This is a genomic window from Streptomyces sp. NPDC031466 (genome assembly GCF_055581265.1).
Genome location: NZ_JBVIJT010000018.1, coordinates 1 through 16065 on the forward strand (window position 1 = coordinate 1; position 16065 = coordinate 16065).

15 protein-coding genes are annotated in these 16065 nt (G+C 72.4%); 10 read left to right on the top strand and 5 right to left on the bottom strand.

Features of this window, described 5'->3' with window-relative positions; genetic code table 11:
• From ACZ5GP_RS33290 to glgB, 3 genes are all read left to right on the top strand, one after another.
• On the top strand, positions 1 to 330 hold a 330-nt coding region (locus tag ACZ5GP_RS33290), incomplete at its 5' end, for an alpha-glucosidase C-terminal domain-containing protein (RefSeq protein ID WP_468754396.1).
• Positions 331 to 343: 13 nt separating this feature from the next.
• The gene (locus ACZ5GP_RS33295) at positions 344 to 1684 is read left to right on the top strand and encodes a maltokinase N-terminal cap-like domain-containing protein (RefSeq protein WP_468754397.1); all 1341 of its coding nucleotides are present in this window, start codon (positions 344 to 346) and stop codon (positions 1682 to 1684) included.
• A gap of 4 nt (positions 1685 to 1688) precedes the next feature.
• Positions 1689 to 3938 (top strand): 1,4-alpha-glucan branching enzyme, encoded by a 2250-nt coding sequence (glgB, locus tag ACZ5GP_RS33300; protein ID WP_468754398.1) that lies wholly within the window; start codon positions 1689 to 1691, stop codon positions 3936 to 3938.
• 32 nt (positions 3939 to 3970) lie between these two features.
• Here glgB and ACZ5GP_RS33305 read toward each other — a convergent pair whose 3' ends face one another.
• Together ACZ5GP_RS33305 and ACZ5GP_RS33310 are read right to left on the bottom strand one after the other, a co-directional pair.
• Complete coding sequence (locus ACZ5GP_RS33305; protein ID WP_468754399.1) at positions 3971 to 4375, bottom strand: hypothetical protein; 405 nt, start codon at positions 4373 to 4375, stop codon at positions 3971 to 3973.
• A gap of 112 nt (positions 4376 to 4487) precedes the next feature.
• A complete protein-coding gene (locus ACZ5GP_RS33310; protein ID WP_468754400.1) occupies positions 4488 to 5687 on the bottom strand; it encodes a PP2C family protein-serine/threonine phosphatase in 1200 nt (399 codons plus the stop codon).
• Positions 5688 to 5963: 276 nt separating this feature from the next.
• Between ACZ5GP_RS33310 and ACZ5GP_RS33315 the strand changes: the two genes are divergently transcribed.
• Positions 5964 to 6869, top strand: a complete 906-nt coding sequence (locus ACZ5GP_RS33315) for a SigB/SigF/SigG family RNA polymerase sigma factor (RefSeq protein ID WP_468754401.1) — start codon at positions 5964 to 5966, stop codon at positions 6867 to 6869.
• Positions 6870 to 6896: 27 nt separating this feature from the next.
• Here the strand turns inward: ACZ5GP_RS33315 and ACZ5GP_RS33320 are convergent, their stop codons facing one another.
• Positions 6897 to 7502 (bottom strand): Dps family protein, encoded by a 606-nt coding sequence (locus tag ACZ5GP_RS33320; protein ID WP_468754402.1) that lies wholly within the window; start codon positions 7500 to 7502, stop codon positions 6897 to 6899.
• 236 nt (positions 7503 to 7738) lie between these two features.
• On the opposite strand from ACZ5GP_RS33320, the gene ACZ5GP_RS33325 reads away from it, so the two are divergent.
• Positions 7739 to 8872, top strand: a complete 1134-nt coding sequence (locus ACZ5GP_RS33325) for a low temperature requirement protein A (RefSeq protein WP_468754403.1) — start codon at positions 7739 to 7741, stop codon at positions 8870 to 8872.
• Positions 8873 to 8974: 102 nt separating this feature from the next.
• On the opposite strand, the gene ACZ5GP_RS33330 is transcribed toward ACZ5GP_RS33325, so the two are convergent.
• Both ACZ5GP_RS33330 and ACZ5GP_RS33335 read right to left on the bottom strand, forming a co-directional pair.
• Positions 8975 to 9700, bottom strand: coding sequence for an alpha/beta fold hydrolase (locus ACZ5GP_RS33330; protein WP_468754404.1), 726 nt, complete (start codon positions 9698 to 9700; stop codon positions 8975 to 8977).
• Positions 9701 to 9758: 58 nt separating this feature from the next.
• Positions 9759 to 10730: an alpha/beta hydrolase gene (locus tag ACZ5GP_RS33335; RefSeq protein WP_468754405.1), complete on the bottom strand. Its 972-nt coding sequence runs from the start codon at positions 10728 to 10730 to the stop codon at positions 9759 to 9761.
• 277 nt (positions 10731 to 11007) lie between these two features.
• Here ACZ5GP_RS33335 and ACZ5GP_RS33340 point away from each other — a divergent pair, with 277 nt between their 5' ends.
• The 5 genes from ACZ5GP_RS33340 to ACZ5GP_RS33360 all read left to right on the top strand — a co-directional run bounded on the left by ACZ5GP_RS33340 (position 11008) and on the right by ACZ5GP_RS33360 (position 16054).
• Positions 11008 to 12897 carry an amidohydrolase gene (locus tag ACZ5GP_RS33340; RefSeq protein ID WP_468754406.1) on the top strand — a complete coding sequence of 630 codons (1890 nt, stop codon included), beginning with the start codon at positions 11008 to 11010 and terminating at the stop codon, positions 12895 to 12897.
• Positions 12898 to 12992: 95 nt separating this feature from the next.
• A complete protein-coding gene (locus tag ACZ5GP_RS33345) occupies positions 12993 to 13655 on the top strand; it encodes a hydrolase (protein ID WP_468754407.1) in 663 nt (220 codons plus the stop codon).
• Between the two features lie 66 nt (positions 13656 to 13721).
• A complete protein-coding gene (locus ACZ5GP_RS33350; protein WP_468754408.1) occupies positions 13722 to 14246 on the top strand; it encodes a DoxX family protein in 525 nt (174 codons plus the stop codon).
• Entirely contained in the window at positions 14227 to 14964 is a 738-nt protein-coding gene (locus ACZ5GP_RS33355; protein ID WP_468754409.1) for a YoaK family protein, read from the top strand. Before ACZ5GP_RS33350 ends, ACZ5GP_RS33355 begins: the two co-directional genes overlap by 20 nt.
• A gap of 163 nt (positions 14965 to 15127) precedes the next feature.
• Positions 15128 to 16054 (top strand): pirin family protein, encoded by a 927-nt coding sequence (locus tag ACZ5GP_RS33360; protein WP_468754410.1) that lies wholly within the window; start codon positions 15128 to 15130, stop codon positions 16052 to 16054.
• Positions 16055 to 16065 lie beyond the last annotated feature (11 nt).

Genomic DNA, 16065 nt, shown 5'->3' on the forward strand with positions numbered 1-16065 from the left:
AGGATGATCGAGATCCGCAAACAGAACCCCGCCTTCGGCCTGGGCACCTACACCGAACTCCCCTCCTCCAACCCCGCCGTCCTCGCCTTCCTCCGCGAACACGGGGACGACCTGGCCCTGTGCGTGCACAACTTCTCCCGCTTCGCCCAACCGACGGAGCTGAATCTGCGCGCCTATGACGGACGTCATCCGGTGGAGCTGATCGGCGGGGTCCGCTTCCCGGCCATCGGCGAACTGCCGTACCTGCTCACGCTGGCGGGCCACGGCTTCTACTGGTTCCGGCTGATCGAACAGCCACGACGTCCGGCCGCACCCGCGGTGCACTTTTGAAGGGACGTGTCGCATGCTGAAGACCGCATCGCAGTCGCCCGGCAGCCTCAGCCCTCCGCAGCTGCTGACCTCGTTGGCCGGGATGCTCCGCACATGGCTGCCCGAGCAGCGCTGGTTCGCGGGCAAGGGACGCCCCGTCACGGACCTGTCCGTGCTGTCCACGACCGAACTGCACCCGGGGTGCCTGCACCTGCTGATCCGCACCGGACCTGCCGGCCCGCCCGAGGACTGCTACCAACTCCTGCTCGGTGTGCGCGAACACGTGCCTCCCCGGCTCCGGCACGCCATCGTCGGCCGCTCCGACACGGGCCCCCTCGAAGGCCTCACCGTGTACGACGCGCTCCTCGACCCCTGGTCGGCGGAGCTTCTCCTGGAGCGCCTGCGCGTCCCCGGCGAGCTGGGCCCGCTGCGCTTCGAACGGGACGCGCGGACCGTGGTGCCGACGGGGCTCCCGCCCCGGCTCCTCGGCGGGGAGCAGTCCAATACTTCGCTGGTCTACGGAGATTCCTTCATCCTGAAGCTGTTCCGCCGCGTGCAGTACGGCGTCAACCCCGACCTGGAGGTGCCCTGGGCGCTGGCCCGCGGCGGCTGCGCGCGGGTGCCCGCGCCCGTGGCCTGGTTCTGGACCACCGAGCCGCACAAGGCGACACTCGGCGTGCTCCAGCCGTTCCTCCCCGCGGCGACGGACGGCTGGACGCTGGCGCTGCGGTCCCTCGCCGCCGGCGAGGACTTCGCCGCCGAGGCCCATGAACTGGGGCGCGCCACCGCCGAGGTGCACCTGGCGCTGGCCGAGGCCTTCGGCTCCGAGCCCCCGGACCCCTACGGCGGCAGCCCGCTGGCCGCCGCCATGATCGGGCGCCTGGAATCCGCGGCCCGGCAGATGCCGGCGCTCGACCCCTACGTGCCCCGTCTGAAGGCGGCGTACGGTGCCGTCGCCGGATGCGGCCCGGGCCGCGAGGCACAGCGCGTCCACGGGGACCTGCACCTCGGCCAGGTGCTCAGGGCCGAACAGCGCTGGTTCATCATCGACTTCGAGGGCGAACCGGCCAGGCCGCTCGACGAGCGCCGCCGGCCCCAGGCCCCCATCCGGGACATCGCCGGCATGCTCCGCTCCTTCGACTACGCGGCCCACACCCGGCGCCCCCGAGGCCCCGAGTGGCTGCGACGGTGCCGCGAGGCGTACTGCGCCGGGTACGCCGCGGGCTCCACCTGGGACCCGCGCGCGGAGGCCGAGCTGCTGCGCGCCTACGAGACGGACCGCGCGGTGTACGAAGCGCTGTACGAGGCCAGGCACCGCCCCGACTGGCTACCTGTTCCCATGGCGGCGATCGCCCGCCTCGCAGAGGAGAGCTGACACCGTGGAAACGACCGCCACCACCGCACCCCAGGCCCCCGCACGCGCCAAGGGCCCCGGCCGCCTCCCCGAGGCCCCGCTCGACGCGTCGGACCGCGAACGCCTCCTGTCCGGCACCCACCACGACCCGCACGCGCTGCTGGGCGCGCACCCCGTGCCCGACGGCGTCGCCTTCCGGGTGCTGCGCCCGTACGCCCAGGCGGTGACGGTCGTCACCGAGGAGGGGACACAGCGGCTGAACGACACGGGCGACGGCCTGTTCTGCGGGGTGCTGCCGCTCACCGCGGTCCCTCCGTACACCCTGCGCGTGACGTACGACGGGCAGGACATCGCGTACGAGGACCCCTACCGCTTCCTGCCCGCCCTGGGCGAACTGGACCTGCACCTCATCGGTGAGGGCAGGCACGAGGAGCTGTGGCAGGCACTCGGCGCGCACCCCATGACCCACCAGGGCGTGACCGGCACCCGCTTCACCGTGTGGGCGCCCAACGCGCGGGGCGTGCGGGTCTGCGGGGACTTCTGCCACTGGGACGGCTCGGCCCACCCGATGCGCTCGCTCGGCTCCACCGGCGTCTGGGAGCTGTTCGTCCCCGGACTGGACGAAGGCACCCTCTACAAATTCGACGTCGCCCGCCCCGACGGCAGCCACACCCTGCGCGCGGACCCGATGGCCCGGCGCGCCGAGGTGCCCCCCGCCACGGCCTCCGTCGTCACGCGGTCCGCGTACGTGTGGGGGGACGACGACTGGATGGCCCAGCGCGCGGACCGCCCCGTCAACCGGACACCCTTCTCCGTCTACGAGGTCCACCTGGCGTCCTGGCGACCGGGGTTGACCTACCGGCAGCTCGCCGAGCAGCTCACGGCATACGTCACGGAGGCGGGCTTCACGCACGTGGAGTTCATGCCGGTGGCGGAGCACCCCTTCAGCGGGTCGTGGGGTTACCAGGTCACCGGCTTCTACGCCCCGACGTCCCGCATGGGGACCCCGGACGACTTCCGGTACCTGGTCGACACACTGCACCGGGCGGGCATCGGCGTACTCCTGGACTGGGTACCCGCGCACTTCCCCAAGGACGACTGGGCGCTCGCGGCATTCGACGGGGAGCACCTGTACGAACCGCAGGACTGGCGGCGCGCCGAGCACCCCGACTGGGGCACCCTGGAGTTCGACTACGGCCGCAAGGAGGTGCGCAACTTCCTGGTGGCGAACGCCACTTACTGGTGCGAGGAGTTCCACATCGACGGGCTGCGCGTCGACGCCGTCGCCTCGATGCTCTACCTCGACTACTCCCGCGAGGAGGGGCAGTGGGTGGCCAACGAATCGGGGGGCAGGGAGAACCTGGACGCGGTCGCCTTCCTCCAGGAGATGAACGCCACCGTCTACCGCCGCAACCCCGGCGTGGTCACCATCGCCGAGGAGTCCACGGCGTGGAACGGGGTGACGCGGCCCACCCACCACACCGGACCGGACGGATTCGGCGGCCTAGGCTTCGGGCTGAAGTGGAACATGGGCTGGTCGCACGACTCACTGGAGTACATCAGCCGCGACCCGGTGTACCGCGAGTACCACCACGACGAGATGACGTTCTCGATGGTGTACGCCTACAGCGAGAACTACGTCCTGCCGCTCTCGCACGACGAAGTGGTGCACGGCAAGCAGGCGCTGGTCTCCAAGATGCCCGGCGACTGGTGGCAGCGCCGCGCCAACCACCGCGCCTACCTGGGCTTCATGTGGGCCCACCCCGGCAAGCAACTCCTGTTCATGGGGCAGGAGTTCGCCCAGGGCGCCGAATGGTCACAGGAGAGCGGCCTGGACTGGGGACTCCTGGACCCGTCCTACCCGGCGCGGCCCGACCACGAGGGCGTACGACTCCTGGTGCGGGACCTCAACCACCAGTACCGGGCGGCTCCCGCCCTGTGGGAGCAGGACACCGAACCGGCCGGGTTCTCCTGGATCGTGACGGACGCGGCCCAGGACAACGTCCTGGCGTTCCTCCGGTACGCCGCGGACGGCACCCCGCTCCTGGCGGTCTGCAACTTCTCGCCGGTGCTCCGCGAGGACTACCCGCTCGGCGTCCCGGAGGAGCCGCACGCCTGGGTGGAGACCCTCAACACCGACGCGGCCCGCTACGGCGGCGGGGACGTGCGCAACACGCACCCGCTGAAGCCCGAGCCCGAGCCCGCCCACGGCAGGCCGGCCCGCCTGCGCGTCACGCTCCCGCCGCTGGCCACGCTCTGGCTGCGCCCGGAGTGACGGCAGGCGGCCGCCGTCCTGACCCGCTCGCGTCAGCGGATGGTGACCTGGACGGTGTTGGAGACGGCGCCGCCGCCCACGACACGGATCTTGTTGGCGCCCTTGAGGCCGAGCTTGACACGCAGGTTGTACGTGCTGTTGCGGGCGGTGTTCATCTGGGCCGGCAGGGACACCCACCGCTTGCCCTGCATCTGCTGGAGCGTCACGCGCGTCCCGGCGCGCATGTTCTTGGCGGCGCCGTGGACCCGGAACTGGTGCCAGGCCGGGACGGAGCGCACCGTCGCCTGGGCGGTGAGCGCCGGGCGTGGGGCGGACTTGCGGGCCGCGCCCGGGTCGTCGTCGGAGGAGGTGGCGAAGGCGTGCGCCGCCGTGAGGGGGGCGGCGCACAGCAGCAGGCCGGCGCTGAGAGTGACGGCACGCGTCATGACAGGGTTCATGCGATCTCCAGGGAGCCCGAGGGAGGGGGACCGCAGTAATTTAAGACGAATCATCACAATTTATAGGTAATGACATGCCGAAGAGGGCGTCGGCGGTGGTGACAGGGCGTGCTCACCGGACGCCCGGGGGCCGCCATTCGAGCAGCAGGAGCGTCGCGTCGTCCCGCAGCCGGTTGTCCTGCCGGTCGAGGATGGAGTGGATGAGCTGACGCAGCGCCTCCGGGGCCGACTCGCCCGCGGCGGTGGCCCGGATGATGCTGTCGGTGAACCGCTCCAGGCCGAACTCCGTGTCGCCCCCGGTCCGCAGCTCGGTGACGCCGTCGGTGTACATGAGCACCCGGTCGCCGGGCTGGAGCGCCTCCTCGTGCACCTCCCACGTGGCGCGGGCGAGCAGCGCCGGCGTCCCCAGGGGCGGCTGCGGCGGACGTTCGAGGGCACGGTCGAGTACGCGGTGGTCGCGGATGAGCAGGGGCGGCGGGTGACCGCAGTTGCACCAGCGCAGTACACCGCCCGCCAGGTCCAGTTGGGCGATGATCCCCGTGCAGAACTGCTCGGGCAGCCACTGGGCGAGCGCGTCCTGGACGGTGTCGACCAGCTCGGGCAGCTCGACCTCGGCCCGGCGGGCGTTGCGGCAGCCGGCCATGGCCACGGCGGTCGTCAGGCCGGACGCGAGATTGTGGCCCATGGCGTCGAGGAGCGTCACGTGCAGGGTGGAGTGCGTCAGGGAGTGGTCGAAGGCATCGCCCCCGATGTCGTACGCCGGTTCGAGCACGGCGGTCGAGATGACGTCGGCGTTGCCGATGGTCCTCGGCGGCAGAAAGGCCCGGAGCATCTCGGCGGGCAGCTCCATGGGCCGGGCCCTGGTCCGACGCGCGAAGGTGTCGCTGGAGGCGCGCTTCGAGGTGATCACCATGGCCAGGATCGAGGCGAGCGTGCGGCAGCGGCGCAGCAGCACGCCGTCGATCACCGAGGCCGTGGCGCCGATGACGCCCAGCCGCTCCACTCCGTCGATCAGCGGCAACCACGTCGTGATCCGTCCATGCGCCAGCTCCTCGACGCGCAGCTCATGGGCCCGGTAGGCCGAACCGGCCGCGGAGTTGTCCACGCCGAGGGCGGTCGACCCCTCGGCCAGCGGGACCAGGTAGCGCTGCTGGAGATCCACCAGATACACGTCGATGCGGTCGAGCCCCGCGGCGTCGGCGAACCGCTGCACCAGACCGGGCAGGTCCACCGGGGTCGCCGCGTGCGCCGCGGCGAGCAGCTGTTCCAGCAGCTGCTCGCCGGGACCGGGCACCCTCGGCTGGCTCGACATCTGTGATCACCACCTCACAGGCAGTCTCACACCGGGCCCCTGGTCCCGCCCGCGTGGAGGGGGCCGAACGGCACGGCCGGCCGGCCCCCGGCCGAAGGATCGAGGTCCTTGGTCCCCCGGGTGAGGGAGGAAGGTCCCGGTACACGCCCCGCCGCTCGCGGAATCACACAGCAGACCGCAGCGCAGAACGCGAAGGAGGCTCCTTCATGGACCTCGGGGCCTGAGCCGGACCGGACAGGACCGGAGCGAGTACGCCACGACACGGGAAGACAGCAGATGTTCGTGCGAGCCATCGACGTGGAACAGGCCGGAGATCCGACCGAAGGGATGCAGGGAGAGGCCGGCAACCGGGCGGACAACGCCCCTCTGCCGTTGATCGAGGAACCCCACCGGGTCGCGCCGCAGGACGCGCGGGAGCTGTCGAAGCTGTTCTTCGACCGGCTCGGGACCCTGGAAGAGGGGTCGGCCGACCACACGTACACGCGCACCACCCTGATCGAGATGAACCTCTCCCTGGTGCACTACGTGGCGGGCCGGTTCCGCAATCGCGGCAACGGCCAGCTGGAGGACATCGTCCAGGTGGGGACCGTTGGCCTGATCAAGGCGATCGACCGGTTCGACGCGAGCCGGGGGTTCGAGTTCGTCTCGTTCGCGGTGCCCTGCATCCTCGGCGAGATCAAGCGCCACTTCCGCGACACGAGCTGGGCCGTGCACGTGCCGCGCAGACTCCAGGAGCTGCGCCACCGACTCTCCGCCTCCCAGGAGCGGCTGTCCTCGGTGCTCGGCCGCGAACCCACGGTGAAGGAGCTGGCGGCCGATCTGGAGGTGACCGAGGAGCAGGCGCTGGAGGCGATCATGGCCGCCAACGGATACGCGGCCGGGTCCATCGACACCCCGCACGGCTCGTCCGACGACGCCGAGACGCACAGGAGAGGCCGCTCGCTCGCCGAGGTCATGGGCGCCCCGGACCCGGCGATCGAGACCTTCGAGCACCTGCACGCCCTCGCCCCGCTGCTCGCCGGACTCGGCGAGCGGGAGCGCCGCATCATCGAGATGCGCTTCGGCCAGGAGCTGACCCAGGCCGAGATCGGCGCCGCCCTCGGCATCTCGCAGATGCACGTCTCACGCCTGCTGTCCCGCACCCTGGCCGAGCTGCGTACGGGTCTGCTCACCCACGAGTGACCACCGAAGCGGATCCGGCTCCCGCGGTTACGGCAGCAGACGCACGAGAGGGGTCTCCACGAGGTGCTCGGCGAGGAACCACGCCTGAGCCTCACCACCGCGGACCACCTCCGAGACGATCAGGTCGTTGCTGCCGTCGTCCCCCAGCTCCGCCAGGCGGTGCGCCGCCTCGCGGGCGTCGACGAGGATCATCTCGTGGGCCTCCAGGAGCCGCGACAACATGGCGGGCACCTCCTCGACGCCGTCCGGGGGCCGCGGCACCGACGTGATCTCGGCCGCGTGCCGGGGGTCGCCCACGGCGACACCGCCGAGGCTCTGGACCCGCTCGGCGAGCGCGTCCACGAGGGCGAGCTGCGCCTCGGCGTGCCGGTCGAGCAGCAGGTGCAGCTGGTGGAAGGTGGCGCCCCGCATCAGCCAGTGGTGCTTCTTGTAGAGCGCGTACAGCATCTGGGTGTCCGCGAGGAGGTGGTTCAGCCGCTGGCACGCGTACATCCGCGCCTCGTAGGACAGACCGATCGGCAGCTGCCTGACCGTGCCGAACGGCTGGATCACCTCTCCCTTCTGGTGCAGCCACGGCTGGCTGCCGCCACTCTTGCTCGCGGTTGTGCCGGTTGTGCCGGTTGTACTGGTCATGGTGCGTCTCCCGTGGTGCGGTGGTGGGTACCCGGCCGACGCTAGGGGCCCTGCGCCCGGCCCCCTTGACCGACAGCGCACGCCCGGTTGTCCGTCAGCGCACTGCCCGCCGGCCCCGTACGACCGTTCACTCTGGGACCGGCACCCGTGCACCGACACGCAGCCGTCCCGTGTACGGCCGCCCTAGCGTCGCTCGGGCCCACGCCCGTGGGCCGGAGCGACGAGAAGAGACGGTCATGAGCATGCCGGGGCGCGATCCCGCAGAGAGACACCGGTCCGCGACGTCCCTGGAACTCCTCTTCGACCTGTGCTTCGTCGTCGCGGTGGCCCAGGCGTCCGCGAGCCTGCACGAGGCGCTCACCGAGGAGCGGTTCGCGGCCGGGGCGCTGCGCTACGCGTTGATCTTCTTCACCCTCTGGTGGGCGTGGATGAACTTCACCTGGTTCGGCTCGGCGTACGACCCCGGCGACGTCCCGTACCGGCTGACGGTGCTGGTCCAGATCACCGGCTCACTCGTCCTCGCGGCCGGTGTGTCCCGTGCGTTCGAGGAGGGGGATCTGCTGGTCATCACCCTGGGATACGTCGTGTCCCGCACGGCGCTGGCCGCCCTGTGGCTCCGCGCGGCGCGCTCCGACCCCGCACGGCGGCGGACCGCCCTGCGCTTCGCCACGGGCATCGGCGTCTGCCAGGCCGGATGGATCGCGCTGCTCGGCGCGGCGGACGCGGTACGGCTGCCGGGCATCGCCGTCCTGGTGCTCGCCGAGCTGGCCGTGCCGGTGTGGGCGCAGTCTGCGGGGATGACCCCCTGGCACCCGCGCCACATCGCCGAGCGCTATGAACTGTTCACGCTCATCGTCATCGGCGAGTCGATCGCCGCCGCCACGGTCGCCGTCCGCGGCGCCTTCGACCGCCACCACGGCATCGGCGCCCTGTCCGCGGTCGCGGCCGGGGGGCTGGTGACGGCGTTCGCCATGTGGTGGCTGTACTTCAGCAGGCCCGCGCACACGCTGCTCGCCACCACCCACCGGGCCCACCGGCGGCGCTTCGGCTGGGCCTACGGCCACTACCTCGTCTTCGCCTCGGCCGCCGCCGAGGGCGCCGGGCTGGCCGCGTACGCCGACCACGTCACACTGGGGCCCGGCGTCCCGGGGGCCGCGGCCGGCGCGGCGGTCACCGTCCCCGCGGCGGTGTTCCTGCTTGCGGTATGGGCCGTGCAGCTGCGGCCGCACCAAAGAGCCGCGGCCGAGCGGATCCCGTACCCCCTCACCGCGCTCGCGGTGCTCGCGGCCACCTGGTCCCCGGCGCCGGCGCTCGCCACGGGCGCGCTGCTGGTGATCCTGGTCGCGGTGGACTCGGCGGCGCGTCGCTGAGGGGCGGTGCGGCGCGAGAGCCCCCGCACGCACGGTGCACGGGGGCTCTGGCACGGCCGGCGGCCGGTCTGTCGTCCGGCCGGCGGCCGGTCTGTCGTCCGGTCAGCTCGTGGCGCGTACCGCGTCACGGATCAGCTCGGCGACTTCCCGGGGCCGGGACACCGCGACGGCGTGCGAGGCGCCCGCCAGCTCGACGATCGTCGCGCCGGCCCGCTTCGCGCCGAAACGCTCGACGTCGGGGTTGATCGCCTGGTCCGCCGCCGCGACGAGCGCCCATGAAGGCGTGGTCTTCCACGCGGCGACCGCGGCCGGCTCCGTGAACGCCGAGGCGGCGAGGGGGCGCTGGGACACCGCGAGGACCTTGGTGACCTCCGCCGGTACGTCGGCGGCGAAGATCTCCGGGAACGCCTCGGCGCGGATGGTCACCTCGACCGCCGGCTCGCCGTCCCGCACCGGGTACGTCGCCTCGGTGAGGTTGCTGACGAGGGAGGACAGGGGGAAGCGGTCCTGCAACTCGCCGAGGCTCTCGCCCTGTTCGGGCACGTAGGCCGCGATGTAGACGAGCCCGACGACGTTCTCCGCGGCTCCGGCCACGGTGATCAGCGCGCCCCCGTAGGAGTGGCCGACCAGTACCACGGGCCCGTCGATCCGGGCGACCACGGAGGCGATGTACGCGGCGTCGGCGACCAGGCCGCGCAGCGGATTGGGCGGTGCGATCACCGGGATGCCGTGACCCTGCAGTTCGGCGACGACGCCGCTCCAGCTCGCGGCGTCCGCGAACGCGCCGTGCACCAGGACGACGGTGGGCAGGGAAGTGTTGTCGGTCATGACAAGTGGCTCTTCTCGTTGGGGTTTCGGGGTGGGTGGTTCGGCTACGGCCGGGGCGTCAGCCCGCGTGGAGCGCCGTGCGCAGCGTGCCGGCGGCCAGCGTGATGGCGGCCTCGGCGGCATGCGTCCCGCGCAGGGCGTCGAGCATGACGAAGTCGTGGATGACGCCCTGGAAGCGGACGGCGGTCACCGGCACCCCGGCCGCGCGCAGCTTGTTGGCGTAGGCCTCTCCCTCGTCCCGCAGGACGTCGGCCTCGCCGGTGACGACGAGCGCCGGCGGCAGCCCGGCGAGCTGTTCGGTGGTGGCCCGCAGCGGGGAGGCGGTGATCTGGGCGCGCTCGGCCTCGTCGGTCGTGTACTGGTCCCAGAACCACTGCATGCCGTCGCGCCGCAGGAAGTAGCCGGTGGCGAACTGGTGGTAGGAGCCGGTGTCGAAGGCCGCGTCCGTGACCGGGTAGAACAGCACCTGCTGGACCAGCGGCACGTCACCGCGCGCCTTCGCCATCAGGGTGAGCGCGGCGCTCATGTTGCCGCCCACCGAGTCGCCCGCCACGGCCAGCCGGGAGCCGTCCAGGTCCTTGGCGGCGCCTTCTCGGACGATCCACCGGGCGACCGCGTAGTTCTGCTCGATGGCGACGGGGTAGCGGGCCTCGGGGGAGAGGTCGTACTCGGGGAAGACCACGGCGGCGTTCGCGCCGACGGCCAGCTCGCGCACCAGGCGGTCATGGGTGTGGGCGTTGCCGAACACCCAGCCGGCGCCGTGGATGTAGAGGATCACCGGCAGCGGGCCGGTGCTGCCCTTGGGCCTGACGATGCGCGCCCGGACACTGCCCGTCGGGCCGCCCTGGACGGTGACCCACTCCTCGTCGATCTCCGGCTTCGCGATCTCGCCGGACTGCACCTCGTCGACGGCCTTGCGTCCCTCGGCGGGCGGCAGTTCGAAGAGGTAGGGCGGCTGGGCGGTCGCCTCGGCGAAAGCGGCGGCGGCCGGTTCCAGGACCGGACGAATGACCTCGGCGGCGTCGGGCATGATGACTCCCTGATCTCGGGTGACCGGATGAACCGGTGAATGTCGAATCCGGGCCGCGAACAGATGGCGTCGGCACCGATGAGACCCACGCTAAAAGCCGTACGACGGCGACAGTTGACCTCCAGCGCACCGGACCTGGTCCCACAGCGCATCGCCATCGGGGCAGTGCACTGTCGGAACGCGTCAAGTGCGCGCAGGCGCCGCTCGGCCGCCGCGGACCGCAATAGCGTCAGGACGGAAGAGCAATTCCGGTCCCACCGCAGGAGGTTGTCGAAAGGTGTCCACGATCCCGGTCGGCGGGCTTGTACCCGGCGCCGCCGACCACGCCGCGGACCTCGTCGTCCGCAACGCGAAGATCCACACGGGCGATCCGCGCCGCCCCCATGGCCAGGCGATCGCCGTGCGGGACGGTGTCATCGCGGCCGTCGGCGACGACCGGGACATGGCCGCCCACCTCGGCCCGGCCACGAAGGTGGTCGACGCCCTCGGCCGCCGGGTGGTCCCCGGGCTCAACGACTCCCATCTGCACGTCATCCGCGGCGGCCTCAACTACGTGCTCGAACTGCGCTGGGACGGCGTGCCCACCCTGCGCGAGGGCCTCGCCATGCTGCGGGAGCAGGCGGCGCGCACGCCGAAGGGCCAGTGGGTGCGGGTCGTCGGCGGCTGGTCCGCCGAGCAGTTCGCCGAACGACGGCTGCCGACCGTCGCGGAGCTGAACGCCGCGGCCCCCGACACCCCCGTGTTCGTGCTCCACCTCTACCAGTCGGCGGTGCTCAACCGGGCGGCGCTCAAGGCCGCCGGATACACGAAGGACACCCCGGACCCCAGGGGCGGCCAGATCGTGCGGGGCCGCGACGGCGCGCCCACCGGCATGCTGCTGGCCGCCCCCGGCGCGCTGGTGCTGTACTCGACCCTCGCCAAGGCCCCGGTCCTGGACGGCGAGGACAAGAAGACCTCGACGCGTCATTTCCTGCGGGAGCTGAACAGGTTCGGGCTCACCTCGGCGATCGACGCGGCGGGCGGATTCCAGAACTTCCCCGGCGACTACGGCACCGTCGCGGAACTCGCGGGCGACGGGCAGCTCTCCCTGCGCATCGCCTACCACCTTTTCCCGCAGACCGCGGGCCAGGAGGTCGACGATCTCGCCCGCTGGATCGACATGACCGGTCCGGACGACGGGGACGAATGGCTGCGCCTGAACGGCGCGGGCGAGAATCTCACCTGGGCGGCGGCCGATTTCGAGAATTTCGCCCAGCCGCGTCCCGAACTCACCGCGGACTACGAGGTGGAATTCGAGAAGGCGGTACGTCTTCTCATGGAGAACGGCTGGGGCTTCCGCCTGCACGCCACCTATGACGAGACCATCCGCCGGGATCTGTCGGTTTTCGAGAAACTGGCCGCGGAAGGGCTCTTCCCGGCCGGGAACCGGTGGCTGTTCGACCACGCGGAGACCGTCTCGACGGACAGCCTCGACCGCGTCGCCGCCCTCGGCGGGGCCATGTCGGTGCAGAACCGCCTCTCCTTCCAGGGCGAGGCGTTCGTACGCCGTTACGGCATCGGCGCCGCCGCCGACGCCCCGCCCGTCCGCGCCATGCTGGAGCGCGGCCTGACCGTCGGCGCCGGCACCGACGCTACGCGCGTCTCCACCTACAACCCCTGGATCGCCCTGCACTGGCTGGTCACCGGCCGCTCGGTCGGCGACCTGGTCCTGCGGCCGCCGCTCGGCCGCCTCGACCGGCAGACCGCGCTCGCGATGTTCACCTCCGCCGGGGCCGCGCTGACCGGCGAGGAGAACGTCAAGGGCATGCTGCGGCCGGGCTTCTTCGGCGACCTCGCGATGCTGTCCGAGGACTACTTCACGGTGCCCGAGCCGGAGATCGCCCACATCGAGTCCCTGCTGACGGTCGTCGGCGGCCGGATCGTGCACGCCGCGGGCGAGTACGAGGGCCTGGACGAGGAACTGCCCCCGGTCAACCCCGCGTGGAGCCCGGTCGCCCACTTCGGCGGCTATCGGGCCGCGCCCCGGACGGGCCTGTCCGGCGCTCGGCAGGCGGAGTTGCTCGACCAGGCGGTCGCGGACTCCGAACAGCACCGGCAGTGGCGGGCCCGCCGGGGCCTCACGCCCCCGGACGCCCGCCCGGCCTTCGACCCCTGCTTCTCCCTCTGAACAGCCGCCGGGCCTTCCCGGCGGCGCCCGTCCCCCCTCCCGGCAGCGGCGCAGCGCCCCTCCCGGAATCCGACCCACCCAGGAAAGGCACACCCATGACCGACTTCTCCCAGGTCACCGCTTCCCCCGGCCCCGACCTGCTGACCCCCGACAACTGCGCGGTGCTGTTCATCGACCACCAGCCGCAGATGTTCTTCGGCACCGGCAGCGGCGACCGCACCGCGATCATCAACGCCGCCACCGGCCTGGCCAAGGCCGCCAAGGTCTTCGAGGTGCCGGTGGTCCTGAGCACCGTCGCCGCGGAGTCCTTCTCCGGGCCCCTCATGCCCCAGCTCTCGGAGGTCTTCCCCGGCCAGGAGGTCATCGACCGCACCTCGATGAACGCCTGGGAAGACGTCCCCTTCGTCGAGGCGGTGAAGGCGACCGGCCGCGGGAAGCTCGTCATCGCGGGCCTGTGGACGGAGGTCTGCGTGGTCCTGCCCGCCCTGTCCGCCATCGCCCAGGGCTACGAGGTCTACGTCGTCACCGACGCGTCCGGCGGCGTCAGCGCGCAGGCGCACGAGCACGCCGTCCAGCGCATGGTCCAAGGCGGCGCCGTCCCGGTGACCTGGGTGCAGGTGCTCCTGGAACTCCAGCGCGACTGGGCCCGTACGCAGACGTACGTGCCCGTCACGGAGGTGGTCAAGGAGCACGGCGGCGCCTACGGCCTCGGGCTCGTGTACGCGCAGGCCGTCATCGGCGAGCACGCGGCCGGCTGACGCGCCCGTACCGGAACGCGGACACACGAGAAGACGACGGAACGTCAGGAACAGGCGGGAACACGCATGGACACGGGACTGCTGGTGCTCCGGCTGGCGGTGGGACTGCTCATCGCCGGGCACGGGGTGCAGAAGGTCAGTTTCCGGCTCGGGGGCCACGGCCTCGCCGGTGGGACGGAGGAGTTCCGCCACGACGGCTTCCGCGGGGGCCGCTGGACGGCGCTCGCCGCGGGCGGCAGCCAGGTCGGGGCGGGCCTGTTCCTGGCGGCCGGCCTCCTCACCCCGGCGGCGGCGACGGCCGCGATGGGGGTGATGACGGTCGCGAGCACCGTCAAGTGGCGCAAGGGGCTGTGGGTGCAGAACGACGGTTACGAGTATCCGCTGGTCCTGGTCGTCGTCAGTGCCGTCCTGGCGTTGACCGGGCCCGGGCAACGGTCCCTCGACCACGCCCTGGGCCTGACCCCGTGGCCCCTGTGGGTGTCGGTCGCGGCCGTCGTCGCGGGCCCGATGAGCGGGCTGCTCACCCGCGCGGTGCTGCACCGCGCGCCCGTCGCCGAGGGGAGGGTGCCGGATGCGCGAACTGCTGGCTGACGCCGCCCGAACCCTGGTGCCGCCCAAGGGGGACCGGCACGGCCCGCTGCCGCCGCTGCTGCTGGCGTTGACGCTGGTGACCGGGGTGGTCGACGCGGTGAGCTACCTCGCCCTCGGGCATGTCTTCGTCGCCAACATGACCGGGAACGTCGTCTTCCTCGGCTTCGCCCTCGCGGGGGCCGAGGGGCTCTCCGCGCTCGCCTCGGTCGTGTCGATGGCCGCCTTCCTCACCGGCGCCCTGGCCGGGGGCCGACTCGGCAGCCGGTTCGCCGAGCACCGCGGGCGGCTCCTCGCGGTCGCCGCCGCGATCCAGGCGACGCTCGTCGCCGCGGCCACCCTCACGGCGGCGATCCCGGACGAGGGGGCCACCGCCCCGGTCCGGTACCCCCTGATCGTGCTGCTCGGCCTCGCGATGGGCCTGCAGAACGCCGTCGCGCGGCGCCTGGGCGTGCCCGATCTGACCACCACGGTCCTGACGCTGACCCTGACCGGGCTGGCGGCGGACTCCGCGCCGGCCGGCGGAGCGGGGCCCCGGCCGGGCCGGCGCGTCCTGTCCGTCGCGGTGATGTTCCTCGGCGCGCTCATCGGGGCGCTGCTGCTGGCACACGCCGGACCCACCGCCGCCCTGGGCCTCGCGCTGCTGGTCCTCGTGGCGGCGGGCGCGGCGGCCTGGCGCCTGTCGGCGCGCGACGCCGCGTGGATCAGGCCGCAGCGGTGAACCCCGGCGGGAGCCGGGCGTTCGGCCCCGGCTCCGGTCGCCGCGGCGGCGCGCCGCGCATGTCCGGCGCGCAGCGCCGCCCGGGTGTGCGCGTCGAGGCAGTGGCCGCGTTTATGATCAACGATAATGTTGAAGTTGCAATCACTTGAAGGGGGTGCGGGCGATGGCCGAGCGGACACCGCGGGCCCACGTCCTGACGGCGCGGGACGTCCCGTTGGGCGGCCCGAGGGCGATGACCGTACGGCGCACACTGCCGCAGCGCGCCCGCACGCTGATCGGGGCCTGGTGCTTCGCGGATCACTACGGACCCGACTTCGTCGCCGACACGGGCGGCATGGACGTGCCGCCCCACCCGCACACCGGCCTGCAGACGGTGAGCTGGCTCTTCGCCGGGGAGATCGAGCACCGGGACAGCCTCGGCAATCACGCGCTGGTGCGGCCCGGTGAGCTGAACCTCATGACGGGCGGCCACGGCATCAGCCACTCCGAGGTCTCCACGGCGCGCACCACCGTCCTGCACGGCGTCCAGCTGTGGGTCGCCCTCCCCGGGGAACACCGCCATGCGCCGGCCGACTTCCGTCACCACGCGCCGGAGACGGTCCGGGTCGACGGCGCCGAGATCAAGGTGTTCCTCGGCTCGCTCGCGGGCGACACCTCCCCGGTGACCACCTTCACGCCGCTGCTGGGCGCCGAACTCCTCCTCGCACCCCGCGCGGTGGTCACCCTCGACATCGCCCCGGACTTCGAACACGGCCTGCTCGTCGACCAGGGAGAGGTCCGCATGGCCGGAACACCGCTGCGCCCGACGGAACTGGGGTACCTCGGCACCGGGCACCGAACGCTGACCCTGGCGAACGAGACCGACGCGGCCGCCCGGGCCGTCCTGCTCGGCGGCACGCCGTTCGAGGAACAGATCGTCATGTGGTGGAACTTCATCGGCCGCAGCCATGACGACATCGTCGAGGCCAGGCAGGCGTGGCAGGACGCCTCCGACCGCTTCGGCACCGTCCCGGGCTACGCGGGCGGACGACTGCCCGCCCCCGCCCTGCCCCGCGCAACCCTCACGCCGCGCGCCCTCCCACGCCCCTGAAAGGCACCCCC

Coding starts and splice junctions, on each gene's coding strand:
- ACZ5GP_RS33295 (WP_468754397.1), top strand. CDS start 344: ATGCTGAAGACCGCATCGCAGTCGCCCGGCAGCCTCAGCCCTCCGCAG.
- ACZ5GP_RS33305 (WP_468754399.1), bottom strand. CDS start 4,375: ATGAACCCTGTCATGACGCGTGCCGTCACTCTCAGCGCCGGCCTGCTG.
- ACZ5GP_RS33310 (WP_468754400.1), bottom strand. CDS start 5,687: ATGTCGAGCCAGCCGAGGGTGCCCGGTCCCGGCGAGCAGCTGCTGGAA.
- ACZ5GP_RS33315 (WP_468754401.1), top strand. CDS start 5,964: ATGTTCGTGCGAGCCATCGACGTGGAACAGGCCGGAGATCCGACCGAA.
- ACZ5GP_RS33320 (WP_468754402.1), bottom strand. CDS start 7,502: ATGACCAGTACAACCGGCACAACCGGCACAACCGCGAGCAAGAGTGGC.
- ACZ5GP_RS33325 (WP_468754403.1), top strand. CDS start 7,739: ATGAGCATGCCGGGGCGCGATCCCGCAGAGAGACACCGGTCCGCGACG.
- ACZ5GP_RS33330 (WP_468754404.1), bottom strand. CDS start 9,700: ATGACCGACAACACTTCCCTGCCCACCGTCGTCCTGGTGCACGGCGCG.
- ACZ5GP_RS33335 (WP_468754405.1), bottom strand. CDS start 10,730: ATGCCCGACGCCGCCGAGGTCATTCGTCCGGTCCTGGAACCGGCCGCC.
- ACZ5GP_RS33345 (WP_468754407.1), top strand. CDS start 12,993: ATGACCGACTTCTCCCAGGTCACCGCTTCCCCCGGCCCCGACCTGCTG.
- ACZ5GP_RS33350 (WP_468754408.1), top strand. CDS start 13,722: ATGGACACGGGACTGCTGGTGCTCCGGCTGGCGGTGGGACTGCTCATC.
- ACZ5GP_RS33355 (WP_468754409.1), top strand. CDS start 14,227: ATGCGCGAACTGCTGGCTGACGCCGCCCGAACCCTGGTGCCGCCCAAG.
- ACZ5GP_RS33360 (WP_468754410.1), top strand. CDS start 15,128: ATGGCCGAGCGGACACCGCGGGCCCACGTCCTGACGGCGCGGGACGTC.